The sequence below is a fragment of the Roseovarius halophilus (ex Wu et al. 2025) genome (assembly GCF_047086965.1).
The window spans coordinates 1-24160 of the sequence record NZ_JBKOTX010000076.1; the positions used below are offsets into that span (position 1 = coordinate 1).

Sequence of the window (24160 nt, forward strand, 5' to 3'; positions counted from 1 at the left end):
AAAATGGGCCTCCGAAACGAAGGCCTACATCAAATGGGAATGCCAGGATGCATGACCCGCTCTCAGCAGAATTTCCAGACCTCAGGTTGCTCAATCCACCCACACGGACACCCCGGGTCTTGGCGCCGGCACCACCAGTCCGCCCAAATGAACCTGAAAAGGAGGCGCAGATGCCGCGCTACGCAATCACCGAGAAGGCCGGGCGCTTTGTCGCCGGGCAGAACAACACCGGCGTCGGGGCCGTCCTGACCCTGACCGAGAAACAGGCCGAGCACGAAGTTCGCCTCGGCACCTTGCAGCTCCTCGACGGTAAGAAGGCCGCGCCCACCAAGGGCAAAAAGGCGGCCAAGGGCACCCCGAAAGCCGATGGCGGTGGCGACGCCAGCGGCGCCACGGGCGGCGACCCGGGCGGCGACAAAGCCGGCGAAGGCGCTCAGTAAGGCAACGGGAGGGCTGACCGATGGCCACGCGCTACACGAGCCCGTCGGTCGGCCTCAACGCAGCCACCGGCGGCGTCCTTGAGGACTGGCCGCACGTCGTTCAGTCCTTGCAGGACATCTTCACCACCCGCTTCGGCGCCCGCGTCATGCGGGAGTGGTATGGGTCGTTCGTCCCCAACCTGCTGGGCCGCAATATCACGCCGAACGAAGTCACGCCGTGGTTCGCGGCCGCCACCTCGGCCATCGAGCAGTGGGAGCCGCGGTATCGCGTCACCCGCATCCAGATCGTCGAGGCCACCCGTGGCGGGGCGCTGCACTTCTTCCTTGAGGGGGAGTATCGGCCCCGCGCCAACTTCGGCGATTTCACCGTCGAGGGGGCACGGCGCATCGACGCCTATGCCAACCCGGACGGGGTTTTGATCGAAGAACGCGAGGCCGGGACATGAGCCGATTTACCGCCATCAACCTTTCGGGTCTGACCCCGCCGGACGTGATCGAGGCCCTCGATTACGAGGCGATCGTCAAGGATATGCGGGACGACCTCGTCGCGCGCTTTCCGGCCATCGCCGGGGTGATCGACCTCGAAAGCGAGCCGGCGCGCAGGCTGATCGAGGCCTTTGCCTACCGCGAAATGCTCCTGCGCGGGCGGATTAACGACGCTGCCCGCTCGGTGCTGCTGGCCTCGGCTTACGGCACCAACCTCGATCACCTCGCCGCGCTGTTCGCAACGCAGCGGATGCAGGTCGAGGACGCCTCCGGCGCGCTGGTGCCCGAGGACGACGAGCGGCTTCGCCGGCGGGTGCAGCTCGCCCCGGAAGCCTTCTCGGTGGCCGGCCCCGAGGGCGCTTATGTCTACCACGCGCTTGCGGCGGCCCCATGGGCCCGGGACGCCACGGCGACGACAGACGCCCCAGGCCGTGTCCGCATAACCATGCTGCGGGCGGGTGCCGACCCGAGCCCCAGCTCCGCAGAGCGCGAGGCGGTGCGGGCGTCGCTGATCGCCGACGACGTGCGCCCCCTGACCGATATGGTCGAGGTGCTTGGGCCGCGTGTACATCGCGCCTCGATCGACGCAAAGCTGACGCTTTACCCCGGCCCGGAAGGCAATGTGGTGCGCACCCGCGCGCTCGCGGCCATCACGGACTGGGTCGAGACCAACCGGATGCTGGGCATGAACCTGCGCCGGTCTGCGATCTTCTCGAAACTCCATCAGGAGGGCGTCCACTCGGTCGATCTGGCCTCCCCGGCGCAGGACATCGTCCTCGGGCCTAAGGAGGTCTACGCGATCGACGCCATCAACGTGACAATCGCCACGCTCCGCGATGAATAGGAACCCCTGCCATGGCACGAGAGACCCTGCTGCCGGATAACCGGGCCGCCTTCGAGGAGGCCGCCGACCTCACCGGCGCCCGGATCGGCGAGCTGCCGGTTGATCTGCGCAAGCTGGTCAAGCCTTATGATGTGCCCGCAGATCACCTGCCGTGGCTCGCATGGGGCCTCGGGGTGGATCTCTGGGACAAGGACTGGGACGAGGAATTGAGGCGCGCCCGCACCGCGCGGTCGCTGCCGTTCCACGCGATCAAGGGCACACAGACAGCAATTGCCGAAGCGCTGGCCGTGGTCGATGTAGAGGCGCTGCGCTTTATCGTACCGCCCTCAAAGACCTATCTGTCACGCTCGCTGGCCGACGAGGAGCGTGAGGCCTTCCTGAGCCGCTTCGCGCAGCTCCGGGTCTATCCCTTTGTGGCCCGCGGCATCACGGGCGCTTTCGGGTGCTTTCTGTCGATGAAGCGCGGGCTTAACGAAACCTCGCTGGGCCCGGTCAACCCGGTCAGCCTTGAGGGCACGCAATACATCCGAACCGCCAAACTGATCGACGGGGAGACCGAAACCGACCTGACGATCCGAACGGTGACGCCGGAAACGGTGGGCAGCTTCGAGGCGACCGAATACGACGAGGTTGTCCTCGCGCCAAAGCCCACGCGGGCGATCCACCTCAACGCCAAGCCCTCGGCCGCCTCCTATCTGGTCGACGACGTGGGCGTCCGGCGGCGGATCGTGCGCATCCCCCGGGCGGCGGACTACAGCTACCGGCTGGGCCGGGAGCAGTACACGACGGTCTTGCCGGACGGCGATCTGATCGACGTGAGGCCGCAATACATCGCCGAGGCGCACCCCGCGCAGTCAGCGTCCCTTTTCCCCGGCGCCCCCGGCGCGCGCGTCGAGCGGGCCGGCCTGCCGCCCACGATCGCATGGCAGTACCTTTACGAGCGGTGGCACATCCACGACCCGGACCTCGCCTTTGAGGGCCGATCGAGCACCACCCACCTTGGCGTCACCCGGCTTGGGATGCCGCCCTACACGGCCGAGGCTCTGTCCCGGATCAAGGGGCGGCGCGCGCCGAGAACCGCCGGGCCATTCGTGAACGGCTACTTCAACGCCACCAGCAAGAGGCCCATCGCGGATGCGCGCGACGCCGTGCGCATCTCGAAATCGCTCCGGGATAAAGTCCTGATCAACACCAAGACCTATCGCCTGCCGAGGGCGGGCGACCGCTTCGACGTCGGCACCCTGAAAATCGGCGAATACATAGAGGTTTGAGACCATGCAAAGCACCGTCATCTATCGCGACCGCCAAGAGCTTCAGTCGGCCGATCTCAACAGCACACAGGAGTTCGCCCGCGCGTCTATGGACCACATCGTGCGCGACGCCATCGACGCGGGCAAAGGCTACGCCGGCTTTTCCGCGACCAAGACCGCGGCCACCGAGGTCACGATGTCCTCGGGCCGGCTCTATGCCGGCGGCGCGGTCTATGCCCGCAACGAGGACGTGGTGGTCGATCTGTTCAACGTCCTGCCGCTGGTCACGCGCAAGCGCGTGGCCATCGTCGCCTTCGGCCAAGAGGTTGAGACGGACGTGCAGCCGCGCGACTTTCTGATCGACGCGCAGACCGGCGCCACCGAGCCGCAATCCGTGGCCATGGAGAACCTGCGCCGCGCCGAAGTCTCCACCGTTGCCGGCACCGAAGCGCCCGACCCCAGCTACCCGGCGACCGATGCGAACGTCACCGTGCTGGCTATTGTTCTGCTGGACACATCCGGCGTGATCTCGATCGAGCAATGGCAGCCCACGCAGCTGCCAAACCTGCGCAACCTGTCCAACCGCACCACGGCGCTGGAAAACTGGCGCGGCCAGATCAGCGGTCAGGTCGATACCCTTCGCACTGACCTCTCAACGCTGGCCGACCGGCTTGCAGGCTTTGCCACCAAGGCGGAAATCGTCGAGCTGACCGAGCAGGTCAACGAGCTGCGCGAGGAGGTTTACGCCCCGGGCGCCTACATCTTCTACGGCACCAACCACTTCCTGACAGCCGAGGGCACGGCCACAGAGCACCCGGATTTCGACGCGGTTGTCGAGGAGGGCATCCGTTTCCCCCGGGCCGGGTCGGAAAGCACCGAGCTGGCGCTGCTCAACCCCAACAACGTCTACATCTCCAACACGGGCGGCTTCGTGCTGCCCCGCTACGGCAACGCCGTGCGCCTCGATCTGACGGGATACTCCTCCGAAAACCGGATGGCGCAGTATACCTTCGAGACCACGGAAATCCGCGAGCTGACGCGGGCGCGCACCCGCCGGCGCTATGGCAACTCGCAGGTCGTCTGCACCAACTCGCGCTGGTGGCGGCAGGGCGCCTACGATCTCGCGGACAATGTGTTCCGCCGCGATGGCGAGACGTGGGAGGTGACCAACGGCGTGCCGGACCGGATGCCCAACGGCGCACGCGTGCCCAACGGCAACGTCCACTGGATCAGGGTCCGCCGGTTCTGGATCGACACCTACGAGGAGCAATACTGGGATCGCGTCACCAACACGACGACGATCAACGGCCAGCAAATCGCCCAGACCTTCCTGAACAGCCAAGACGGCTGGCTCAGCCAAGTCGGCCTCTACTTCTCGCGCAAGGCCGCCGACGGGGACGTGACGGTCCTTGTGACCGAGACCGCCTTCGGGATGCCGGATTTGGGCCGCGTGATCTCGCGCACCACCCTGCCGGTGGAGGACATCGAGGTCGGCGCGGTCTCAACCGAGGTCGGCCTGCCGTCCTTGGTCGAGACCCAGCTTCCGATCACGCCGACGTTCCTGACGGCCGGCCGGCGCTATGCGATCGTGCTGGTGACCACGGGCGATCACTACGTCGCCATGAGCAACAGCGACAACGGGGTCGTGCAGGGCACGTTCTTCGTCTCGACCGACGGCGCGTTCTTCGCCGGGAACCTCGTCGAGGACATGAAGATGCGCCTTTACTTCGCGCGCTTCGAGCGGACGCGGGTCTCGGTCGAGCTGAACGCCTTTCAGCTTGCCGGCGGCATCCTCGATCTGGATGTCCTGCACCCGGGCGTCACGCCCCCGGCCTGCCGCACCGACATCGAGGTGCAGGTCAACGGCGCGTGGGTCGCGCTCGATGGAGATGCCGATGGCCCGGACCTTTCGGGGCTGCCGGCCATTCTGCCGGTGCGCATGACGCTGACGGGCACCACGGACCTGATGCCCGGCTTCGGCCTGAACGGCTCTCAGGCGGTCGTCACGCGGCCCAAGACGGCGTTCACATGGGTCTCCGAGACCCGCGAGCTCGGATCGCCGACCACCAGCGTCAAGATCGTCACCGATCTCCAGCACTACGAGGAGGCAAACCACGACTGCACCGTCACGCTGCTGACTGGCGCGGCTCTGGACGGCACCGAGGACGCGGATGTGGTTGAGGATCGTGTCCTCGCTGACGGCACGATCCGGCGGACGTCGATCTTCAACGTCACCTCGGTCAGCACCTACGCCGTCAAGATCGTGGGCGCGACGGTGAGCGCGGCCGTGCCGTTCCTCGTCAGCGAGCTGATGGAATACGCGCAGTCCTGACCCGAATAAGGAGACAGCCAGATGGCATCCAAACCGACCCACTATCAGGTGACGGTCAACCGTCCCTTTGAACACGCAGGCGCCCGGTTCCGGCCGGACGCCCGCTACACGATCAAGGCCGCCGTCTACGACGCGCTCAAGGCCGACCGTCCCGAGGCCATCGCCACGGCCGAGCCGATCAAGAAGGGGTGACGCCATGCTGAGGTTCGAGGACCTACGAGTTCGTGACAGCCAGGACCTCGACCGAGACTTTTTCAATCGGCGCTACCGGTTGATCGCCGAAAGCCTCGCCGATCTCGATGCGCAGATCGCACGGGTCAACGACGCAACCGACAGCCTTGTGACGCTGGGCTTGAGCCGGGTGAACCAGGTTCTGGGGCCCGCGCTCGCAACCGCATCGGCGGCTGCCGAGAACGGGTTTCTGGTGGCGACATCCTCGACCTCGCTGACGGTCTCGGTCGGCCTGCAAACGACCTTTGAAATCGACGACACGCCGGCGCGGGCCCTGTTCGCGCCGACGCCCTTTGTCGTGCTGACCCGCGATGTGGACAAGTCGCTCAACGATTGGGCCGTGTTCCGGGTCGACAGCTACACCCGCGAGAACGGTGGCCTTGCCGGCGAGATCGTGGCGGTCAACGGCAACCTTGGCGCGGCGGCGCATGATCACTGGGTGATCTCGGCCAGCGCCGGGATCGCGGCCTCGGTGATCGAGACCGCAGCGGATGTTTCAAACGCTCTGGCGCTGGCGCAGCAGGCCGCACAGGACGCGGCAACGGCGGCGGACGCAGCCGAGGACCTGCTCGAAGCCGGGCCGGTCTTATCCGTCAACGGGCAGACCGGGCCCGTTGCCCTTGGCATCGGCGATATTCCCGACCTGACCAGCCAGTTGGCCGGCAAAGCGGCCAGTTCACACGGTCACGGCATCGCCGAAATCAGCAACCTGCAATCCATCCTCGATGGCCTGCAGGCGGCCGTTTCTGCCAACGCGGCTGCCAATGCGCAGCTTGAAAGCGCCGTCGAGGCCCTCGGCAACACGCCCGAGCAATTCGATGGCGGCACTTATTGAAGGATGCTTCGCCCATGCGTTCCACACTCAACCAGATCAGCTCCAAGCTCGAAATCACCGATGTGCGGGACGTGCAGGTCTCGGATGCGGTCGACGATGGGGCCGGGGGCCATGTCCGCTCGCTCAAGATCTTCGGCGAGCCCAATGCGTCGGCCGGGCCGGCGTTGATCCTCGAGGTCCTGATCCGGTCCGAGACGAAGTCGGACCTCGACATCACCACGCCCGAGCTCTCGTTCTGAGGCAAAGGCCACCCCGCAAAACCTACACGTCAAAGCACGCCGCGCAGCGCCACCGCCTGCGTGGCCTCTCTCATTGAAGGAGGCTCTCCCATGTCCGACCCGACGTTCGGCATTTCCATCTCGCGGATCGACAGCGAACCGCGCCCCCCGGTGTGGAGCGATATGTCCGTCGTGGGCATTATCGGCACCGCGCCCGACGCGGATGCCGCCGCGTTCCCGCTCGACACGCCCGTGTTCCTCTATTCCGATGACGCGACCAAGCTGACCGCGCTCGGTGCCACGGGCACCCTTCGCGACGCGATCACGCTACTGAACGCCCAGCTCGGTGAATATCAGGTGGCCGCACAGGTCGTGGTCGTGCGCGTGGACGAGGGCGCAGACCCAGATGCGACGATCGCCAACGTCGTGGGCGACGGCGTCGCCACCGGCTTGCAGGCGTTCCTGAACGCTGGCTCCGAGCTCGGCGTGATCCCGCGCCTGCTTTGCGCGCCCGGCTTGACCAGCCAACGCACCGCACCGGATGCAAACGCGGTTTGCGCCGCGCTGCCGCCCGTCTGCGAAAAGCTGCTGGCCCACGCGGTCATCGATGGTCCTGCCACGGATGAGCAGGCCGCGATTGACTGGCGCGAGACCATCAGTGCGCAGCGCCTGATCCCGGTCGACCCGGCGGTCCGAGTGCTTTCGGATGGCGTTCCGGTCGTCCAGCCGCTCTCGCCTGCCGTCATCGGCATCGGCGTGCGCCGCGACCACGAAAAGCAGGGCCGCCCCTTCCACAGCTGGGCCAACCAGCCGGTGCAGGGCATCGTCGGCCCGTCGCGCCCGATCAACTTCTCGCTGACTGACGGCGCCACCGAAGGCCAGCGCCTTCTGGCCTCCAATATCGGCGTGCTGCTGCGCGGCGAGATGGGTGTCGAGAGCGCCATCGCGCAGGGCGGCTTCGTCTTCGTGGGCACCGACAACGCCGGCGAGGATGATCTCTGGCGGTTCTACAACGTGACCCGCGGGCGCGACTTCATCCACCTGATGCTGCTGCGCACGCTGCGGTTCTACCTTGGCCGCTACAATGTCAACGGCCAGACCATTCAGGCGATCCTGAACACGATGGACACCGGCCTGCGCAACCTCAAGGCCGACGGCGACATCCTCGGCTACGAGATCAAGTTCACTCGGGACCAGAACACCCCCGAGGAGCTGCGTCAGGGCCGCTTCACGGTCAACTTCGCGGCCGAGGAGGCCCCGGTTGCGCGGTATCTGGGCATCCAGTCCGCGCGCTACCGTCCGGCGCTCGACGCGCTGCTCGATGACCTGCTGGCGCAGGTCGGCACGATCAACGGCTGACCGGCCCGAGAAAAGGAGACGCTCCGATGAGCAACATCTACATCATGGAGGCCGCAAACCTCTTTTGCGGCGACGACGACCCGACGGCGTCCAAGCACCTCACGCTGGCCGAGCTGCAACTCCCGAACCTTCAGGAGATGTATCAGGACCACCACCCCGGTGGCTCCCGGGTCCAGATCGAGGTGGCGGTCGGCATCCAGAAACTGGAGGCGAGCTTCAAGCTGGCCGGCTGGGACCCCGAGCTTCTGACCCATTTCGGGCTGGGCGCCACAGCGCGCAAGAAGTTCACCGCCTACGGCTCGATCCGCGACAAGCGCAACGGCATCGCCATCGAGGCCAAGGCCGTGCTCGAAGGCCGCCTTGGCGCGGCCAGCCCCGAGGCATTCCAGCGCGGCGAGATGCAGGGCTTCGACTATACAATCTCCGAGATCATGCACTACGAGCTCTATTTTGGCGGGGCGGAGAAGTACTACTACGACTTCTTTTCCAGCGACTGGCGCGTCAACGGCGCGTCGCAAAATGGCGACGAGCGCGCGATCCTGCGCATTCCCAACGGCTCCTGAGGTGACCCATGACTGCCCCCAAAGCACCTAAGACCGTCCGCCTCTCCGAGCCGCTGAGCTGGGAGGGGCGCGAGATCACCGAGATCAAGATTAGCAAGCCCAAGGTCAAGGACCTCAAGCGCATGCAGGCGGCGCTCGACGGCGTCGAGGACCAGCTCCAACAGGGCATCATGATGGCCGCAACGCTGACCGGTCTGCCGTCCGAGGCGATCGAGGAGCTCGATACCGATGACTTCACCGCGCTCTCCGGGGTGATCGCGGGTTTTTTCCCAAAGGGCACGGCGTCGCCGAGTGGCGAAGCGTCGTCGCCGAAACCGCCCACTGGCTGAACACGCCGCTGACCGCCTTCGACGAGATGGAGTGGTCCGAGGTCGTGCTCTGGCACGCACAGGCGCGACGCCTCGCCAATGCCACGAAAAAGAGGTGATCCATGGCCACGCTGACATCGCAACTGGTCGTCGAGCTTCTCGACCGGGTAACTGGGCCTGCGCGCCGGGCGGCGAATTCGCTGGCCGGCATCTCGAACACGATCAGCGACAGCAACGACCAGCCGATCACCTTCGGGGACCGGCTGAACGCCGCGATCACCCGCAACGACCGGGCGCTGGCCGATGCGCGCGGCGGGGTCGTCGATGCCGTGGCCAGCTTCTACACGCTGCGTGAGGCCATCGGCGCCCCGGTCCAAGCGGCGTCAGACTTCGAGAGCGCGATGGCCGACGTGGCCAAGGTCGTGGATTTCCCGACCCCGGCCGCGTTCGAGCAGTTCCAGCAGGACCTGTTTGCCCTGTCTCGCGAAATCCCGATCTCGGTAAACGGGCTGGCCGACATCGCCGCGGCCGCCGGTCAGGCGGGCATCGCGGGCGACGACCTGATCCGGTTCACGGATGCGGCCTCCCGCATCGGCGTGGCCTTTGACATCGGTGCAGATCAGGCCGGCGGCTCCATGGCCAACCTGATGACGGCGCTCGGGCTGACGATCGACGAAACGGTGTCCCTCGCGGACGCGATGAACCACCTGTCGAACAATCAGGCCTCCAGCGCCGCGGAAGTCCTCGACGTGGTTCAGCGGGTGGGCGCGCAAGCGTCCATGTTCGGTTTCACCGCCGAGGAAACGTCTGCCTTCGCATCGGCGATGGTGGCAGCCGGGGCCCAGTCCGAAGTGGCCGCGACCTCATTCCGCAACATGGGCCGGGCGCTCACACTGGGCGAGGCGGCGACCGGGAGGCAACGTGAGGCCTTCCGAGAGCTGGGCCTCGATGCCGAGCAGGTCGCGCGGCAGATGCAGGAGGACGCGGTCGGCACGACGGTCGACGTGCTCCGGCGGATCAGCCAGCTTCCCAAGGAGCAGCGTGCGGCGATCTCATCGCAGCTATTTGGCAACGAGGCCCGCGCCCTCGGCCCGCTGCTGACCAATCTCGGGCTGGTCGAGGACACCCTCGGCATGGTCGGCGACCGAGCCAACTACGCCGGATCGGCATTCGATGAATTCGAAGCGCGGAATAACACGTTCCAAGCCAACATGCAGCGGTTTCAGAACGTGCTGACCGAGTTGCAGATCAGCATCGGCAACGGCCTGATGCCTGCGATCTCGCGACTGGCCGAAGCCATCGCACCGCTGATCACGCGGCTGGCCGATCTGGCCAACGCCTACCCGGACGTGACCCTCGCTGTTGTAGGCGCCACGGCGGCAGTCATCGCCTTCAAGGGCGCGATGTCCCTGATGCGCTTCGCCGGGCTCTTGGGGCGCGGCGGCGTGCTGTCGCTGATCGCTGCCGGATACAACACCATCGGTCGCGCCGCGATCGGCGCCAAGGCAGCCGCGTCCTCGATGATCGGCTTGCAAACGGCGCTGGCGGCCATGACTGGGCGACCGCTCGGCACCATCGGCCGCATCCGCGCTGGCCTGACCGGGGTCGCGCTGGCGGTGCCCGGGGTGTCGGCTCTTGCATCTGGCATCTCGGCGATCGGCGCGGCGATGGCGACGATCTCGGCGCCGGTCTGGGGCACCTTCGCGGCGATCGCGGCGGCCGTGGCTGCGGCGGGCTTCACGATCTGGAAGTACTGGGACCGCCTTACGGCGATTTTTGAGGGCGTGGGCAGCGTCATCATGGATCGGCTGAACCCCGCGATCGAGCGATTTCGCCCTCTGCTCGAGCGCCTTGAACCGGTTGTGGATACGCTGTTGACCCCCTTCCGCGCCCTTCGCGATGCGGCGTCGTCTCTGTTCGAGTTCATCTCCGGTTTGTTCGAGAGCGACTTCTTCACCCGCGAGCAGCTTTCCGAGGAAGAACGGGCATCCATCACCGCGCGCACCGAGGAGATCATCAACACCTTCCTCGGGCTGCCCGGACGCCTGCTCGAAATCGGCCGACAAGCCATTCAGGGCCTCTGGGACGGCATGGTCGAAAAGTTCGGTGAGCTCATCGAGTGGGTGCGGGGCATCCCGGGCCGGATCGCCGATGCGATTGGCAACATCGACCTGAAAAGCCTGCTGACGGGCGGCCAACCAGACGTCGTGATTTCCCCGACAATTGAGCCCAGCGTTGTGCTGCCACCGCGCACAGGCGCCGATGTGGCGGGCGTGCCGCCGATGGGGGACGAGGAGCGACAAGAGATTGAGGACTACCTCGACGGCACAAGGGCCGGTGGTGGGCCGATTTCTCGCGGCGGTCGCTACCTCGTCGGCGAGGAAGGCCCCGAGCTGATCACGGCCAATCGCAACGGCTACGTCCATTCAACGGGCCAAGGCCCCATGGGCGGCAGCTTTGAGGTCTCAATCAACGCGCCGATCACGGTCAACGGCGGGGTTTCGGACCCGCAGCAGCTCGCAGCCGAAATCTCTCGGCAGATGCGCGACGAGGTCCGCGAGGCCTTCCGCGGCGTGTTCGCCGATACAGGCATGAGGTTTGCGTAATGCTGATGATGCTGGGCCCCGTTCAGTTCGAGGTCGTCCCGTTCAACACGAGCACCTATGGGCACGGGCACGAGGCAGGTTTCGCGGAGAAGCCTGTCCTCGGCGCCCGACCACCGCTGGAGTTTGTGGGCGAAGGCCCGGAAAGCTGGACGATCGAGGCTAAGCTCTACCCCGAGAAGTTCGGCGGGCTGGGCCAGCTTGAGACGCTTTATCAGGCGCGCGCCTCCGGGCAGCCGCAATATCTGATGCGCGGCGACGGCGCGGTCATGGGCTGGGTCGTGATCCTCAATGTGCAGGAGCGATCGACCTACCTCGATCCCAAAGGCGTGGGGAAGGTGATCGACCTGGACATCACCGTCAAGCGGTGTGGCAGCCCGTCTGCGGGCAGCTTCTTCTCGCTGTTGGCAGACATCTTTTTGTGGGTGAACCGATGAGCGACATTACCGAAACCGTGACCGTAGCCGGCGATGGCCTGACGGTTTCCCTGATCGCCTGGCGTCGGTTCCGCCGGCCGATGCCGGAGCTCGTCTCGGAAATCTACAACATCAACCCCGGGCTGGCCGAACACGGCCAGACCCTTCCCGCCGGGATTACCTTCGAGATGCCGATCCCGATCCCGCGCGAACAGCAGTTCTTGGACCCGATCCGGCTCTGGTAAGGAGGCCGCCCCCATGTCGAAGCGCGCGGTGTTCAACGTCACGGTCGCCGGGACCAATATCACCACCGCGCTGATCCCGGTCCTGCTCGGCCTGCGGGTCTCCGACAAGGTGGGCACGCACACAGACAGCGCGGACCTTGAGATCGACGACGCCGACGGGCGGATCGTCCTGCCACGCAAAGGCGCCAAGGTCGAGGTTGGCCTTGGGTGGTCAAGCGAGGGGATGCGGACCGTGTTCCGCGGCACGGTAGACGAGGTGAAATCTTCCGGCAACCGCGGCGCCGGCCGGCGCCTCATGATCACCGCAAAGGGGATGGACACCACTGGCCCCGTCAAGGAGGGCCAGCAGCGCCACTGGGACGACGTCACTGTCGACACAATCCTCCGCGACGCCGCAGGCTTTGCCGGGATCGCCAACATCGAGATCGACCCCGGGCTGCGGGGGCTGACTCGGACCTATTTCGAGATGCGCGACGAGAGCTTCATCGCCATGGGCGAGCGGCTGGCGCGCGAGATCGGCGGCAACTTCCGCATCGTGGGCGACACGGTGATCCTTTCAAAGCGCAACGCCGACTATCAGGCGGCCGTCCGGGCCGTGTGGGGCGAGAACCTGCACAGCTGGGACATCACCCCTCAGTTGGGCCGCCCCCAGTTCAGCGAAGTGCGGGCGCGCTGGTATGACGTGGCCCGCGCCGGCTGGCAGTTGGTCCAGCGCAGCACCGGGCTCGACGTCCAGGCGATCCATGCGGCCCGCCTCTCCCGGGCGGGCGCGACCGAGGCGAGCCAGCAGGCCGACAGTGACGCGGCCACGGCCGAGCACGATGCAGGCGAAGGCACGGTCACGATCGAGGGCAACACGGGCGCTGTCCCCGACGGCCTTTGCGTGGTGGCCGGCACCCGGACGGGCCTGGACGGCGCTTATCGTATCGAGGCCGTCACACACACGCTGACCCGCGGCGGGGGCTTTGTGACCTCCCTCGACCTCAAGCAGCCGCAGGACGGCGCGGGCCGCGATGCGCGCGAAGCCAAGACGGACCCCGTGTCCGAAAACACAGCGGCCCAAGCGCCGCTCGCTATAGAGCCGGATGCAACCGGACCGTTCTAATCCAAGGCAGGAACACGAGCATGCCGGACAACAGTTTCATCGAGATGATCAACAACCTGTTCGGGGGCGCGGTCACAACTTTGATCGGCGCATTTACCGGGCGGCTTATGTGGCACTCAGGGGAGGTCAAATTGGGCAAGCGCAAATTCTTCGGCAAAGAGCTCCTCTGGGAAATCCCCGTGGCGGTCGGCATGGCCCTCATCGGGGATGCTGCGGCAACCTACATCGGTCTGACCCAACCGGTCTCCACCGGCTTCGTGGCGACGCTTGCCTACCTCGGGCCCCGCGGCGCGGAGGCTGCTCTTGCCGCATGGCTTGGCCAGAAGAAGTAAGCACGAGACGCGCTCAGCGCTTTGCCAACTACACCAGAACATACATGAAAAGTCCGATGTACTAGTGGCATATGGCCGGGCAGCTGCCGAGAACGCCTTGAACAATGTTGACCCCGCACTCCCCAAGTAGCCCGCTGATTTCGCTGTCCTGAGCTTGGTATTTCGTATGTCAATCAAGGTGTTGATATCTGTGAGGGGCGTGTTTCATGGATCACCCAGAGGGTGCGGGCTTGCAGTGGGCAGATCGGGTGGATTTCGCCCCTCGTGTTCGGCTGGAATTCAAAGGCACACAGCTCAGTTCGGACGGCGGTCTGCTGGTGATGCGCGAGCTGAATGACACGCTTGGGCTGTCCAGTCTGGCGTCAGCGACGATGTCCGACACCCGCCCCGGCAAGAACACCGTCCACCGGCTCGACGGGCTGTTGCAGCAATCGGTGTTCGGGCGGTTGGCCGGATACGAGGACGTCAACGATGCTGACCGTCTCGCGCTAGATCCGGTCATGCGTCAGGTTGTCGGCGGCAGGGCTGTCGTTGCGCAAGCGGCATCGGCCTCGCAGATGGGGCGGTTCGAGACGGAGACGCTGGCCCAGCCGGAGAACCGGGATGCGCTGGCCTACAACCTCGCAACCTTCCGGCGCTGCATCGAGTTGCCCGAGGAAATGGCTGACTGGTCGTTGACCAGCCTGCAACTCAAGCTGATCCACTGCCTGGCAGGTGATGCTTGCATCACCGAGAAGGAAGACAGGCGCCCGCGTTGTGCGCCATGCCCGGGCGAACACCTTTCAACTCTCCGAGACCGCGGTGTCCGGTAAGATGGTGCGCGCCATCCTGGCCGCCATTCATCGACTGCGAGCGCCACCGTCATGCGCCTGACCGCAATCCAGACCCCAAACGCTGCACGAAACCGGCTCGACTGGTCTTTCCGACGCGCTGAAAAACGCCTCAAAAGCCAGAGTATGACCCCGCCGCTTGGCGTGAAACACCCACAACCGGACGTCTGAGCCAGGCCAAGCGGGTTCCGGGAAGAGAAAATGCTTGACCGCGCAGCTTCATCCAGCGTTATATTTGTCATGCTGCAGGACACTTGGGGAATGTCATATCAAATGATCAAAAAAATTAAACAGACAGCGGTATTTTTCCAATTTATTTTGGTGGCTGGGTGTATTCCCGGCGCCTCGATCGACGTACAAGACAGTGCAATAGAGAGAGCACCGGTCCCAACTTCAACAGAACTTTCTAAGGAAAATGCTGTTCCCAAAAATTTACCGGGCAGAGGCTGGGATACAACAAGAATTTTTGCTGATTTAAACCATGACGGATATGAAGACTACCTAGTCATGGAGCAAACGTACGATATGCAAAATCAGACCCCAATGTCTGCATCAGGTAGCAACATTGTACTGTATGTTGGAACCTCAAGCGGAGGTTTTGTTAAGAACAATACTTTGATTGATGGTCAGGGAAATGGCTGTATTCATCCAAGAAAGGCGATCACAAATGACTTTAACAATGATGGTCAATTAGACGTTTTTGTTGCTTGCCACGGCTGGGACACAGAGCCCTTTCCTGGAGAAAAAAATCAGATCATACTAAGTCAGCCAAATGGTCGATTCAAAGTCAGAGACGCCGCTAATTATGTAGGTTTTTTTCATAGCGCTGCATCTGCAGATATGAACGGTGATGGCAATCCTGATGTAATCGTAACAAATAACTTTGACAAAAATCCAGTAAAAATTTGGCTTGGAAGAGAAGACGCTACATTTAGGTCAACAACGCGTTTCTTACCTGCGGCACTGCGTAAGCCTGCGAATTACTATACTGTAACTCTTCCTGACGCCGACGGGGATGGTCGATTCGACCTTTTTGTGGGCGGACATGAATTTGACAATGCAGTGACCACGCTCTTCTTAAACGAATCTGAGTATGGATTTAAGGCGGGTAGAAAATTTGTAATCCCACCGGTTCCGGGCCAAGGTGTGGTTCTTGACGCTGTAGCAACTGGGACTTTAGGAAACCGCATCCTTTGGATACTTAGAACATCAGGTGGAGATGGGACCTTTTACGAAGGGGTATGCATTCAAAGATTTGACCTTCAGACAGGCCAATCGAGCCTAGCCTACTGCGATCGAACTTCAAGGTGGTTTCCTTGGCTAATATCTTGGCAAGAAGACGGCCTTGTGTTCATTGGATCCGACAGTAGGCGCGATGATTTTAAGCTTATTGCAAAATAGCCCCATTCCGTAGTTTCCCCAGCCTTTTTGGGTATATGGGCGTCCTCAGTGTGAAATTTGTTTAACGAATTGGATTTTCACCGAGAAGACGAGTTCCACACTCCGCCCTTTGCAAATCGCAGCCTGGGTTCCGCTTCGAACAGAACGGCTTCAGCCGGCAAAGACACGAATGACTGACCAGCCACGCGGAACCGCCCAGTGCCTGAAGACAGTCAGGCCACACTGGCTGCTGCAGCTCCCGACACCATTCCGAGCATCATCATCACCTTGAACCGCTTGCTGAAATCCCAGTTGACGTGTGCCCCGCAAAATAACTATGATAGCGCTCGGTCGTCGAATGCAGCTCGGCATGTTTGGAGAAACATGAATGACGTACACTGCGTCGAAAATCCTGGGGACCGTCAACGCACCGTATGGTGCGACGCTTTCTGCGTGTCAGCTTGCCAAAGCTATTTCTGACATTGAGACCGCTCAGATGGCTATGGGGCCTGTTTTTTCCTTTTTTTCTGAAGTTCCAGAAAATCTACAAAAAGCGTTTGTTGCTGAGATGGACCTACCATCAGAAAAGGTTCATGGAGTTGCAAATTTTCTACAAGCATCCTGCCCGTTTCCCCTGCCTCTGGCATCATAAGTCCATACGGTAATGAATACGCCCTCGCCAAGTCGATGGCCTGAATTGTTCGATATCGCCATATCAATCATCGAACAAGCCAACCCAGGATCAGATTTGAATGGCAATTGGACTTTCGGCGGTGGCACCGCCTTGATGCTGCAGATAAGTCATCGGGAAAGTCATGATATTGATATGTTCATTCGTGACCCCCAGATACTTCCATTTCTCAACCCCGAAACACAGGATTATGTGCTGACAACTCTGCCCAGCAACTATTCCTCCGACGGCAGCCGAAGCTTGAAAATCACCTTTGATGGCATCGGTGAAATAGACTTTATCTGTTGCGGCTTGGCCTTGGACGGCCATACCGCCCGGCAGCAGATCCGTGGCGTATGGGTTGATCTGGAAATACCTGCCGAAATCGTCACCAAAAAGGTTATATACCGAGGTGCCAGACTACAGCCGAGGGATTTGTTTGACATTGCCGCCGTTGCTCGGAGCAAAGGCGTAGAATATCTCGCGAGGCCGCTAAGCAGTTTTCCAGACAAAGTTGAGATTGCCCAGAACGTGGTTGAACGCTATCAGAATCAGCTGTTGCAACCTGTTCTTGACAGTCTGAATGTAAAACGTGGCTTCGAGAGTATCCGCAAAAAGGCCCAAGCGGACACATTGAAGGTTTTGCGCACGGCACAGGCAATCACCAAGCCTTAAGCATGAAGCGTGCAAAGACAAACCGGCTTGCTAGCCGAGAATGATTTCCGGTATCTAGAAAATCGCCGCTTCTCGCTCCCACTGACGTTCATAACATTTTCATATCGGCTGCACTCGTTGATGATCGCGTCATCGGGCGGTTTTGTATTCTCAGGTTAAGTGGTCTCAATCCAGCTTGAAAACCACAAGACTAATCTGACGCACTCGTATCCTGCTCTTCGCACTGGACCTCATCAAAAGACAATACCACAGCCGCAGCCCGCTGAGCGGCCTGTGGCTATGAATGGAGGCGCGCATGACCCCCTTTGAAATCGCAGAAACCTACATCGGGACCGTCGAAGGCCCCGGCCCAGAGAACAACCCGGTCGTCATGGAGATGTATTCCACCGTCGGACACGACTGGGTCGAGCATGATGCCGTGGCATGGTGCGCGGCCTTTGTCGGCCATTGCATCGAGCGTGCCGGGCTGCGGTCCACCCGCCGCCTGAACGCCCGGTCCTATCTCGACTGGGGCGTGCCCGTGGAGCTCGAAGACGCGCGCGAGGGCGACATAGTCGTGTTCTGGCGCGGATCGCGCGAGGGCTGGAAAGGCCACGTCGGGTTCTTTTTGCGCCAAGTCGGCGCCTCGATCGAGGTGCTGGGCGGCAACCAGTCGGACGCGGTCAACATCAAGCGCTACGCCAAGTCGAAGCTGCTGGGCGTCCGGCGCGTCGGAAACGTGGACCCGGCCACGACTATGACCGTCCGCGAGGTGCAGCAGCGGCTGAGTGATCTCGGCTACCACGAGGTGGGTGCAGCCGATGGCATCGTCGGGCCCCGCACCCGGGCCGCCATCCTCGCGTTCCGCGACGACAACAGCCTGCCGCTGGTGCCGATCATCGACGTGGCCTTGAATGACGCGCTTGAGAACGCCGCACCCCGGCACGAAGCCCCCGAGCGGGCCGCGGGAGCCCCGTCCGAGAGCCGGATCGTCACGGCTGCCAACGCCCAGATCGGCCTTGGCACGCTGGGCGCAGCCGGGTCGGTTGCCTCGCAGATCGCCCCGGCAATCGAGCAGGCCGAGGGCGCCCAGAGCATGGCCAACCGGGTCTTGGCACTCGTCGGGCTCGAAAGCGCCCTTGCAGCGGCGCTGCCATGGATCGGTGCGGCCGTGTTCATTGGCGTGATCATCTATGCCGCCAAGACCCGCCGCGCGCGGATCGAGGACCACCGCACCGGGAAAACACCATGATCGGCCACCTCGCCACTAGTCTCCTGTCTGCCCTCGGACGCCGCGCGTCGCTCTATGGGGCGCTGGCGCTCGCCGCCCTCGCGGCGGGCTGGAAACTTTACCGGCAGGGCAGACACGCAGCGGAGGCGGAATATGCCGTGCGCCGCGCTGACGCCCGCGTGAAAGCGGGTCAGGCCGCAAGGGAGATACGCGATGATCTGCGCAAAAGCACCGATGATGATCTTGATCGCCGCCTGCGTCGCTGGATGCGCCCACCCCAGTGATTGCGACTGGGCGTCGCCGATCCGGCCGGCCCCCGAGGACGATCTGACCCGCGGCACTGTCGAGCAGATCGTCGCGCACAATGAAACAGGCCAGCAACTTTGTGGGTGGACGCCATGACGACAAACACATTCGAGGGGCCGGCCATCCTCGTGGGCTATGCCTACACCTTGCAGGTCGAAGCCGACACGCCGCTATTCCCCGAGACCGGGTCCTATCGCGCGCATGTGCGCGAGAAAATCTCGGCCGCTCAGATTGCGGCTGACCTTGCCTCCGACAACGGCGGGATCGTCCGGCTTTCTGACTACGAGATCGAGATCGTGATCCCGCCCTCTGCGACGGCCGAAATGAAACCGGGTAGCGTTCTGTTCGACGTGGTCAGAACCGACACCGACCCCGATCTGCACCTGAATTTCTTCATCGAGGTCCCCGTGATGCTCCCTGTCACTCGGGGGCTGCAATGAGCGACGACCTCACTGTTCGCGACACATCCCGCCCGATCTTGGCAGCGCGCGTAAAGGTCTGGGTCGCAAACGCCACCAGCCGCGTGAAGGTCCTCGGCCTGCCGGGGCCCGACGGTAAAACCGGGCCGCAAGGCGAGCGTGGCGAACAGGGCCAGCCCGGGATCACGATCCTGCCAACCGACGCACCCATCAACGGAGGCTTTTTCTGATGGCCAACACGATACAGTTCAAGCGCCGGGTCTCCGGCAACGCCGGTGCGCCGGCCGCCCTCAAATCGGGCGAGGTCGCCCATAACGAGGTGGATGACACGCTCTACATCGGCAAGGGCGATGACGGCGCGGGCAACGCGACCTCGATCGCTCCGGTCGCCGGCCGGGGTGCGTTTGTCGATATGACCAACGCCCAGACCATTACCGGCGCGAAAACCTTCTCCCTGGCGCCCAAGTCGAGCCAGGACGCGGCGGCGAGCACGGAGCTTGTCCGCAAGTCGCAGGTCGATGCGGGGCTGGCCGGCAAGGCCAACAGCGCGCACACCCACGCGATCGGAGAGGTTAACGGCCTGCAAACGGCCCTCGATGGCAAAACCGACACCGGGCATGGCCACGACATTGCCGACGTCACCGGCCTGCAAACCGCGCTGAACGGAAAAGCACCGCTCGCATCGCCCAGCTTCTCAGGGGCCCCGACCGCGCCGACCCCGGCCGGAAATGACAACTCGACCAAGCTCGCGACCACTGAGTTCGTGCAGAACGAGATCGCCGCGTTTGACACCGGCGACATGCACAAGGCCACCTACGACACCAACGACGACGGCAAGGTGGACGCGGCGGATACGGCCGACAGCGTGCCGTGGGGCGGCGTGACGGGCAAGCCGTCCACCTTTGCCCCCAGCGCGCACGGGCACGCGATCTCGGAGGTCACGGGCCTGCAAGGCGCGCTGGACGCAAAAGCGCCTGCCGCCTCCCCGGCGTTCACGGGCACGCCCACCGCGCCGACGGCCTCGCCGAGCACCAACACGACCCAGATCGCCAGCACGGCCTTCGTGCAGGCCGCCATCGCGGCGCTGGTCGATGCCGCGCCGGGCGCGCTCGACACGCTGAACGAGTTGGCCGCGGCCTTGGGCGATGATCCCAGCTTCGCCAGTACGGTGACCAATGGGCTGGCCGACAAGCTCGAAAAGTCGGCGAACCTCTCGGACCTGACGAACGCGGACACCGCGCGGTCCAATCTCGGCCTCGGTTCGATGGCCACGCAGGCCGCGAACAATGTGGCGATCAGCGGCGGCAGCATCGACAACATCGCGTTCGACTGCGGCACGTTCTGATGCCCGGGGCGGCAGCCTTCGCCGCCCCACTCCCCCTCCCAGATGTGGAATTGAAAGGGCAGCCAAATGGCAAGCACAATCCAGCTCAAGCGATCCTCGGTCGCCAACAAGGTCCCCACCACCAGCCAGCTCGCGCTCGCCGAGCTTGCGGTCAACACGCACGACGGGCGCCTCTTTCTGAAAAAGGATGACGGGACTGAAGACGTCATCGAGGTCGGTGCGCGCTGGGGCCCGTTCACAGCGCATGCGACCAACAACACGCTGACGTTTCGCCACAACGGCAACGATATCATGACGATCGACAGCTCGGGCAACCTGACGGTGCTTGGTGATGTCACGGCCTTCGGGAGCTTGTGAAAATGCCTCTGCCAACGACCGGCCCCATTTCTCTGGCCGACATCGCAACGGAGTTTGGCGGCAACCCGCCCCACTCCATCAGCGAATACTACGGCGCCGCTGCGGGAGTTCCTGCCAGCGGCGCGGTCGGGATCGGTGCGTTCCGCAGCAAGTCGGCAATCACGACGTTCTTCGCAACGATCACCACGAGCCAATGGGAGCTGAACCTTTACAACTACCTGACCAGCCAAGGCTGGGACAGCAGCTCGGAGGTTGAGGTGACTGTCGCGAATGGCGTCTACATCTGGTCAGACAACACCTCGGTTGCCGCGCTCAAGACGGGTGGCCCCTACCCTAGCGGCCTGACGCTTATCAACGAGGGCTTCATCATGGGCAAGGGTGGCGATGGTGGCTATCAGCTGGCTGATCGAAATGGCTATGTCGCACCAACAACAGGCGGGCCGGCCGTCGAGCTGGACGGCCCGATCACCATCGACAACAGCAGCGGGTATATTGGCGGCGGTGGCGGCGGAGGTGCCGCCCAGACCGGCATTCCCGTCGCGATCACGAACACAGCCGTGCACAGCCCCGGTGGCGGCGGCGCTGGCGGGGGGCGTGGCGGGCCGATGCCGCATGGGAACACAGACAGCCTTGTGCTGGGTGGCTTTGGCCCGGGCGGAGCCATCGGTCAGCCGGGATCTGTGGCGACAAATGCGAACAATTGGGTCGGCGCCACCCTTCCAAGCCATGGCGGCGCGGGCGGTGCCAGCGGGGCCGGGGCGCAAGAAGGCGGCGGCATTTAGGAGGATAAGACATGGGTAGCTCAAGCGGAAATTCCGGGCCGTTCAAGATTGGTGGCCTGTCGGGCCAAGGTGGCGGGCGCATTCTGCCCGGCAGCAGCAGCGGTATTGGCGAGCTCATCACGAGCACGCCCCGCATCGACGAAAACCCCCTCGTGGTGTCAAGCGCGCCGGACCGGCGGCCATCACCGCCCTTTGGCTCTCCCCTTGACACGAAGTTTGCCGCGCCCGGCGGCGGGCCGGGACAGCCGGGCAAGGGAGATGCCTTCACGATCTATGTCAGAGACCCCGGGGGTGATACCACCCCAACCCCGCAGACGCCTTTTGCTGGCGGCGGCGGCGGTTGGGGCGCTGCCGGTGGCGCGGGAACGCAGACCGCTGATGACCTCTCTTCCCAGCAAGGTGGCAACCCTGGCGCCGCGGGGGGCAAGGCGATCAAGACAAACGGCCACTCGGTGACGTGGCTTGGCGGTTCAAATCGAGCCTACGGAGCAGTCGGATGAAAACAACTCTCAAGTTTTTCAAGGACATGGGTGTCTGTGACGGCGCCTATGCCACGCTGGAAAAGTTCTTTGTTTCGGCTGGGGTCACTGAATACGACTATGATGCCGGCTATGAGCTGATGTTGGGGATGATGGATTACCTCGAAGAAGCGGCGAAGAATAGTAACGATCCAAACCACGACACAGCGCAGGGCTGGCTGGAGTGGTGCTACGAGCTTCGTGAGCGGCCCGAAGCGATCATGTACTTCGGCGACCACATCGAGGAAAACCTGTTCAGGACCTCGGATAACTACCTGTATGAGACCTTATCGGCAGCCCAAGAGCACCGGGCACGCGTTTACCAAGAGCTGCGCGATGACCACGCCAGCAAGCGGGTCATAAACGGCGTGAAGTTGGCCGAAAGCGGCGCAGAAACTTGGTCGTTCATCGACTTGCAAACCGCCGATGTGACCGAGTTCGATGCCTTCGTTTGGCATGACGCCGAAACCGGCCTGAACCATCGCACGGTCAGCCCAACCGTGGCGGCGGTGTTCGACGCGGAACAGCAGAAGGTGTTGGACGCGATCAATGCGGCCGAACAGGCCGCGAAGATCAAACACAAGATCACCGATGAGAGTGGGCAATACTCCGTCTGGGTGGAGGTGGAATAATGATCGACGCCAGCAATGTGGATCAGTTCAAAGTCGAGCTGCACGGTATCGGCATCTTTCCGGTCGACGTGAAGCACATCGTTTACGGCGCGGACGTCGAGGCGCCGATTACGGCAGAGGCGCCCGCGAAGGGTGACACCCCATATTTGAAGGCCCCAGATGCAGACGTCTGGCTGAAAATTGTGCCCAAATAGCCGCGATCCGGCCGGTGTCGGCGACAACGGGTTTTCAGTATCTCGGCCGTGTGCGCGGCTGGGATGGGCGCGGTGGCCCGCACCGGCCGCTGGCATGTGTGGGGGCAGGCTTGCAGCCCGGTGCGGCCGCCGCGCCCGATGTTAGACCGTTGTTAGACGCCCCGCTTCGGCTTCGTGCCGGGCGGGGCGTTTTTTTGCGTTTCTGGGCATCGAGATATTTAACCGCCATTCATCCGACGAGATCGTCCACATCAACCCCGAGGGCATCGGCCAAGACTTTCACCGTCGATAGGCGCGGGTCGATCTTGCCGTTCTCAATGTTGCACACGGTCGAGGTGCGGATGCCTGCCTTGTTCGCCAGCGCCGCTTGGGTGAGCCCGACGGCCTTCCGCCATGCGGTCAGCGGGTGCATAGTCCCATCTAGGGACGCAGCCAGCAGATCGGCCGGCAGGACAGGCGCACCAGCGCTGTCGGCCCGCGCCTGTTCGGCCATTGCAATGTCGCCAGCATCATCTAGCAGCTTGCGGTATTCAGTTTCGGTCAGAACGACTAGCTTTTGACCCTGCAGGTTGAATGCTTCGTTCATGTTCAGGCCCTCCTTCGCTTGTAGACGTCTCTGCGATGGGCGACCCGGATCACCAGCAGCCCGTCCTCGACCTCAAAGATGACGCGCCAGTGACCGTGCCGCAGGCGGTAGTATTCGCTCCCGACCAGCTTCTTCACGTCGCCTTCACCAGTGGCCGCGTAAACATCCAGTTTCGCGATCAGCGCCGCGCGGTCCTTGGCAGGCATCTTCTTTAGCCCTTTCCGCGCAACGTTGGTGTAGGCGATCTGCATCGGGTGTCCTACCATTGCCTCACAAAATTCCAATATAGCGCAAAAACCGCTCCGCGTAAATTACGCGATAGCGCAAAAATTTTTAGTAGCAGCTTTCCACCTGGTATCCCCAGCAGACGATGCGCCTGATCAAAGGCTCAACAGACGCTATTGGTGATCGGCTCGATGATCCCGCTCCGCCTGGGGACGAAAGCGAGGCCGGAGTATTCACGCTCGTCCTCGGTCAGGCGGACCAGCGGGCGGTGGGCGGCAGGGCTGCCCAGGGAAGGCCGCTGCGCGCGTATGAAAGGGGCATTCCTCACCCCAGCAATACCGCCCGTTGTCCGGCGACGCTGGGTTGCGCCACTCTGTCAGGCGGTGAACCGGAACGTTCTCCTCCCGAGAGACCGCTTCGAGGCTCTCCCCGCGCAGCAGACGTTGTACAATCGCTAGTTTCCG

The 24160-nt window shown here is 63.3% G+C and carries 31 protein-coding genes and 1 pseudogene; 30 read left to right on the forward strand and 2 right to left on the reverse strand.

All coding sequences use genetic code 11. The annotated features are described in order from the left end of the window. The first annotated feature begins 170 nt into the window (after nt 1-170). The 30 genes and pseudogenes from ACH107_RS15810 to ACH107_RS15955 all read left to right on the forward strand — a co-directional run bounded on the left by ACH107_RS15810 (nt 171) and on the right by ACH107_RS15955 (nt 22885). Complete coding sequence (locus ACH107_RS15810; RefSeq protein ID WP_412506652.1) at nt 171-440, forward strand: hypothetical protein; 270 nt, start codon at nt 171-173, stop codon at nt 438-440. Nucleotides 441-460: 20 nt separating this feature from the next. Next, nucleotides 461-886, forward strand: coding sequence for a GPW/gp25 family protein (locus tag ACH107_RS15815; RefSeq protein ID WP_412506653.1), 426 nt, complete (start codon nt 461-463; stop codon nt 884-886). Further along, a complete protein-coding gene (locus tag ACH107_RS15820; protein WP_412506654.1) occupies nt 883-1770 on the forward strand; it encodes a baseplate J/gp47 family protein in 888 nt (295 codons plus the stop codon). Before ACH107_RS15815 ends, ACH107_RS15820 begins: the two co-directional genes overlap by 4 nt. An 11-nt stretch (nt 1771-1781) precedes the next feature. Further along, entirely contained in the window at nt 1782-3041 is a 1260-nt protein-coding gene (locus tag ACH107_RS15825) for a phage tail protein I (RefSeq protein ID WP_412506655.1), read from the forward strand. A gap of 4 nt (nt 3042-3045) precedes the next feature. Further along, nucleotides 3046-5352: a hypothetical protein gene (locus ACH107_RS15830; RefSeq protein ID WP_412506656.1), complete on the forward strand. Its 2307-nt coding sequence runs from the start codon at nt 3046-3048 to the stop codon at nt 5350-5352. Nucleotides 5353-5373: 21 nt separating this feature from the next. Next, the gene (locus tag ACH107_RS15835; RefSeq protein WP_412506657.1) at nt 5374-5544 is read left to right on the forward strand and encodes a hypothetical protein; all 171 of its coding nucleotides are present in this window, start codon (nt 5374-5376) and stop codon (nt 5542-5544) included. Between the two features lie 4 nt (nt 5545-5548). Then, the gene (locus ACH107_RS15840) at nt 5549-6418 is read left to right on the forward strand and encodes a hypothetical protein (RefSeq protein WP_412506658.1); all 870 of its coding nucleotides are present in this window, start codon (nt 5549-5551) and stop codon (nt 6416-6418) included. 14 nt (nt 6419-6432) lie between these two features. Next, a complete protein-coding gene (locus ACH107_RS15845; RefSeq protein WP_412506659.1) occupies nt 6433-6657 on the forward strand; it encodes a hypothetical protein in 225 nt (74 codons plus the stop codon). 90 nt (nt 6658-6747) lie between these two features. Continuing rightward, nucleotides 6748-7995 carry a phage tail sheath family protein gene (locus tag ACH107_RS15850; RefSeq protein WP_412506660.1) on the forward strand — a complete coding sequence of 416 codons (1248 nt, stop codon included), beginning with the start codon at nt 6748-6750 and terminating at the stop codon, nt 7993-7995. Between the two features lie 26 nt (nt 7996-8021). Further along, entirely contained in the window at nt 8022-8558 is a 537-nt protein-coding gene (locus tag ACH107_RS15855; RefSeq protein ID WP_412506661.1) for a phage major tail tube protein, read from the forward strand. 8 nt (nt 8559-8566) lie between these two features. Continuing rightward, entirely contained in the window at nt 8567-8887 is a 321-nt protein-coding gene (locus ACH107_RS15860; RefSeq protein WP_412506662.1) for a phage tail assembly protein, read from the forward strand. Nucleotides 8888-9195: 308 nt separating this feature from the next. Then, on the forward strand, nt 9196-11472 hold the full coding sequence (locus ACH107_RS15865) for a phage tail tape measure protein (protein ID WP_412506663.1): 2277 nt from the start codon (nt 9196-9198) through the stop codon (nt 11470-11472). Beyond that, nucleotides 11472-11906, forward strand: coding sequence for a phage tail protein (locus tag ACH107_RS15870; protein ID WP_412506664.1), 435 nt, complete (start codon nt 11472-11474; stop codon nt 11904-11906). The genes ACH107_RS15865 and ACH107_RS15870 overlap by 1 nt, the downstream gene beginning before the upstream one ends. Continuing rightward, complete coding sequence (locus ACH107_RS15875) at nt 11903-12130, forward strand: tail protein X (RefSeq protein ID WP_412506665.1); 228 nt, start codon at nt 11903-11905, stop codon at nt 12128-12130. Before ACH107_RS15870 ends, ACH107_RS15875 begins: the two co-directional genes overlap by 4 nt. 13 nt (nt 12131-12143) lie before the next feature. Then, the gene (locus ACH107_RS15880) at nt 12144-13235 is read left to right on the forward strand and encodes a phage late control D family protein (protein ID WP_412506666.1); all 1092 of its coding nucleotides are present in this window, start codon (nt 12144-12146) and stop codon (nt 13233-13235) included. Between the two features lie 20 nt (nt 13236-13255). Then, entirely contained in the window at nt 13256-13567 is a 312-nt protein-coding gene (locus ACH107_RS15885) for a phage holin family protein (protein WP_412506667.1), read from the forward strand. Nucleotides 13568-13773: 206 nt separating this feature from the next. Further along, nucleotides 13774-14181: pseudogene (locus tag ACH107_RS15890) on the forward strand (transposase); the annotation flags it as partial. Between the two features lie 417 nt (nt 14182-14598). Beyond that, nucleotides 14599-15798, forward strand: a complete 1200-nt coding sequence (locus ACH107_RS15895; protein ID WP_412506668.1) for an FG-GAP repeat domain-containing protein — start codon at nt 14599-14601, stop codon at nt 15796-15798. 367 nt (nt 15799-16165) lie between these two features. Next, nucleotides 16166-16429 carry a hypothetical protein gene (locus ACH107_RS15900; RefSeq protein ID WP_412506669.1) on the forward strand — a complete coding sequence of 88 codons (264 nt, stop codon included), beginning with the start codon at nt 16166-16168 and terminating at the stop codon, nt 16427-16429. Between the two features lie 45 nt (nt 16430-16474). Continuing rightward, nucleotides 16475-17122: a nucleotidyl transferase AbiEii/AbiGii toxin family protein gene (locus tag ACH107_RS15905; RefSeq protein WP_412506670.1), complete on the forward strand. Its 648-nt coding sequence runs from the start codon at nt 16475-16477 to the stop codon at nt 17120-17122. Between the two features lie 295 nt (nt 17123-17417). After that, nucleotides 17418-18353, forward strand: coding sequence for a TIGR02594 family protein (locus tag ACH107_RS15910; RefSeq protein WP_412506671.1), 936 nt, complete (start codon nt 17418-17420; stop codon nt 18351-18353). Continuing rightward, a complete protein-coding gene (locus ACH107_RS15915) occupies nt 18350-18616 on the forward strand; it encodes a hypothetical protein (protein WP_412506672.1) in 267 nt (88 codons plus the stop codon). Before ACH107_RS15910 ends, ACH107_RS15915 begins: the two co-directional genes overlap by 4 nt. A 114-nt stretch (nt 18617-18730) precedes the next feature. Further along, on the forward strand, nt 18731-19078 hold the full coding sequence (locus ACH107_RS15920) for a hypothetical protein (RefSeq protein WP_412506673.1): 348 nt from the start codon (nt 18731-18733) through the stop codon (nt 19076-19078). Beyond that, nucleotides 19075-19287: a hypothetical protein gene (locus ACH107_RS15925; protein ID WP_412506674.1), complete on the forward strand. Its 213-nt coding sequence runs from the start codon at nt 19075-19077 to the stop codon at nt 19285-19287. Before ACH107_RS15920 ends, ACH107_RS15925 begins: the two co-directional genes overlap by 4 nt. Next, complete coding sequence (locus ACH107_RS15930) at nt 19287-20402, forward strand: head decoration protein (protein ID WP_412506675.1); 1116 nt, start codon at nt 19287-19289, stop codon at nt 20400-20402. Before ACH107_RS15925 ends, ACH107_RS15930 begins: the two co-directional genes overlap by 1 nt. A 66-nt stretch (nt 20403-20468) precedes the next feature. After that, complete coding sequence (locus ACH107_RS15935; RefSeq protein WP_412506676.1) at nt 20469-20759, forward strand: hypothetical protein; 291 nt, start codon at nt 20469-20471, stop codon at nt 20757-20759. Between the two features lie 2 nt (nt 20760-20761). Continuing rightward, nucleotides 20762-21541 carry a hypothetical protein gene (locus ACH107_RS15940; RefSeq protein ID WP_412506678.1) on the forward strand — a complete coding sequence of 260 codons (780 nt, stop codon included), beginning with the start codon at nt 20762-20764 and terminating at the stop codon, nt 21539-21541. 11 nt (nt 21542-21552) lie between these two features. Then, on the forward strand, nt 21553-22041 hold the full coding sequence (locus tag ACH107_RS15945; RefSeq protein WP_412506679.1) for a hypothetical protein: 489 nt from the start codon (nt 21553-21555) through the stop codon (nt 22039-22041). After that, complete coding sequence (locus ACH107_RS15950) at nt 22038-22691, forward strand: hypothetical protein (RefSeq protein ID WP_412506680.1); 654 nt, start codon at nt 22038-22040, stop codon at nt 22689-22691. Before ACH107_RS15945 ends, ACH107_RS15950 begins: the two co-directional genes overlap by 4 nt. Continuing rightward, entirely contained in the window at nt 22691-22885 is a 195-nt protein-coding gene (locus tag ACH107_RS15955; protein WP_412506681.1) for a hypothetical protein, read from the forward strand. The genes ACH107_RS15950 and ACH107_RS15955 overlap by 1 nt, the downstream gene beginning before the upstream one ends. 229 nt (nt 22886-23114) lie before the next feature. On the opposite strand, the gene ACH107_RS15960 is transcribed toward ACH107_RS15955, so the two are convergent. Further along, a complete protein-coding gene (locus ACH107_RS15960; RefSeq protein ID WP_412506682.1) occupies nt 23115-23471 on the reverse strand; it encodes a helix-turn-helix transcriptional regulator in 357 nt (118 codons plus the stop codon). A 2-nt stretch (nt 23472-23473) separates the two neighbouring features. Beyond that, the gene (locus ACH107_RS15965) at nt 23474-23722 is read right to left on the reverse strand and encodes a type II toxin-antitoxin system RelE family toxin (RefSeq protein ID WP_412506683.1); all 249 of its coding nucleotides are present in this window, start codon (nt 23720-23722) and stop codon (nt 23474-23476) included. Nucleotides 23723-24160 lie beyond the last annotated feature (438 nt).

What these genes read in the sequence shown, in the direction of transcription:
- ACH107_RS15810 (WP_412506652.1), top strand. Translation starts at nt 171, where the DNA reads ATGCCGCGCTACGCAATCACCGAGAAGGCCGGGCGCTTTGTCGCCGGG.
- ACH107_RS15815 (WP_412506653.1), top strand. Translation starts at nt 461, where the DNA reads ATGGCCACGCGCTACACGAGCCCGTCGGTCGGCCTCAACGCAGCCACC.
- ACH107_RS15820 (WP_412506654.1), top strand. Translation starts at nt 883, where the DNA reads ATGAGCCGATTTACCGCCATCAACCTTTCGGGTCTGACCCCGCCGGAC.
- ACH107_RS15825 (WP_412506655.1), top strand. Translation starts at nt 1,782, where the DNA reads ATGGCACGAGAGACCCTGCTGCCGGATAACCGGGCCGCCTTCGAGGAG.
- ACH107_RS15830 (WP_412506656.1), top strand. Translation starts at nt 3,046, where the DNA reads ATGCAAAGCACCGTCATCTATCGCGACCGCCAAGAGCTTCAGTCGGCC.
- ACH107_RS15835 (WP_412506657.1), top strand. Translation starts at nt 5,374, where the DNA reads ATGGCATCCAAACCGACCCACTATCAGGTGACGGTCAACCGTCCCTTT.
- ACH107_RS15840 (WP_412506658.1), top strand. Translation starts at nt 5,549, where the DNA reads ATGCTGAGGTTCGAGGACCTACGAGTTCGTGACAGCCAGGACCTCGAC.
- ACH107_RS15845 (WP_412506659.1), top strand. Translation starts at nt 6,433, where the DNA reads ATGCGTTCCACACTCAACCAGATCAGCTCCAAGCTCGAAATCACCGAT.
- ACH107_RS15850 (WP_412506660.1), top strand. Translation starts at nt 6,748, where the DNA reads ATGTCCGACCCGACGTTCGGCATTTCCATCTCGCGGATCGACAGCGAA.
- ACH107_RS15855 (WP_412506661.1), top strand. Translation starts at nt 8,022, where the DNA reads ATGAGCAACATCTACATCATGGAGGCCGCAAACCTCTTTTGCGGCGAC.
- ACH107_RS15860 (WP_412506662.1), top strand. Translation starts at nt 8,567, where the DNA reads ATGACTGCCCCCAAAGCACCTAAGACCGTCCGCCTCTCCGAGCCGCTG.
- ACH107_RS15870 (WP_412506664.1), top strand. Translation starts at nt 11,472, where the DNA reads ATGCTGATGATGCTGGGCCCCGTTCAGTTCGAGGTCGTCCCGTTCAAC.
- ACH107_RS15875 (WP_412506665.1), top strand. Translation starts at nt 11,903, where the DNA reads ATGAGCGACATTACCGAAACCGTGACCGTAGCCGGCGATGGCCTGACG.
- ACH107_RS15880 (WP_412506666.1), top strand. Translation starts at nt 12,144, where the DNA reads ATGTCGAAGCGCGCGGTGTTCAACGTCACGGTCGCCGGGACCAATATC.
- ACH107_RS15885 (WP_412506667.1), top strand. Translation starts at nt 13,256, where the DNA reads ATGCCGGACAACAGTTTCATCGAGATGATCAACAACCTGTTCGGGGGC.
- ACH107_RS15895 (WP_412506668.1), top strand. Translation starts at nt 14,599, where the DNA reads ATGCTTGACCGCGCAGCTTCATCCAGCGTTATATTTGTCATGCTGCAG.
- ACH107_RS15900 (WP_412506669.1), top strand. Translation starts at nt 16,166, where the DNA reads ATGACGTACACTGCGTCGAAAATCCTGGGGACCGTCAACGCACCGTAT.
- ACH107_RS15910 (WP_412506671.1), top strand. Translation starts at nt 17,418, where the DNA reads ATGACCCCCTTTGAAATCGCAGAAACCTACATCGGGACCGTCGAAGGC.
- ACH107_RS15915 (WP_412506672.1), top strand. Translation starts at nt 18,350, where the DNA reads ATGATCGGCCACCTCGCCACTAGTCTCCTGTCTGCCCTCGGACGCCGC.
- ACH107_RS15920 (WP_412506673.1), top strand. Translation starts at nt 18,731, where the DNA reads ATGACGACAAACACATTCGAGGGGCCGGCCATCCTCGTGGGCTATGCC.
- ACH107_RS15925 (WP_412506674.1), top strand. Translation starts at nt 19,075, where the DNA reads ATGAGCGACGACCTCACTGTTCGCGACACATCCCGCCCGATCTTGGCA.
- ACH107_RS15930 (WP_412506675.1), top strand. Translation starts at nt 19,287, where the DNA reads ATGGCCAACACGATACAGTTCAAGCGCCGGGTCTCCGGCAACGCCGGT.
- ACH107_RS15935 (WP_412506676.1), top strand. Translation starts at nt 20,469, where the DNA reads ATGGCAAGCACAATCCAGCTCAAGCGATCCTCGGTCGCCAACAAGGTC.
- ACH107_RS15940 (WP_412506678.1), top strand. Translation starts at nt 20,762, where the DNA reads ATGCCTCTGCCAACGACCGGCCCCATTTCTCTGGCCGACATCGCAACG.
- ACH107_RS15945 (WP_412506679.1), top strand. Translation starts at nt 21,553, where the DNA reads ATGGGTAGCTCAAGCGGAAATTCCGGGCCGTTCAAGATTGGTGGCCTG.
- ACH107_RS15950 (WP_412506680.1), top strand. Translation starts at nt 22,038, where the DNA reads ATGAAAACAACTCTCAAGTTTTTCAAGGACATGGGTGTCTGTGACGGC.
- ACH107_RS15955 (WP_412506681.1), top strand. Translation starts at nt 22,691, where the DNA reads ATGATCGACGCCAGCAATGTGGATCAGTTCAAAGTCGAGCTGCACGGT.
- ACH107_RS15960 (WP_412506682.1), bottom strand. Translation starts at nt 23,471, where the DNA reads ATGAACGAAGCATTCAACCTGCAGGGTCAAAAGCTAGTCGTTCTGACC.
- ACH107_RS15965 (WP_412506683.1), bottom strand. Translation starts at nt 23,722, where the DNA reads ATGCAGATCGCCTACACCAACGTTGCGCGGAAAGGGCTAAAGAAGATG.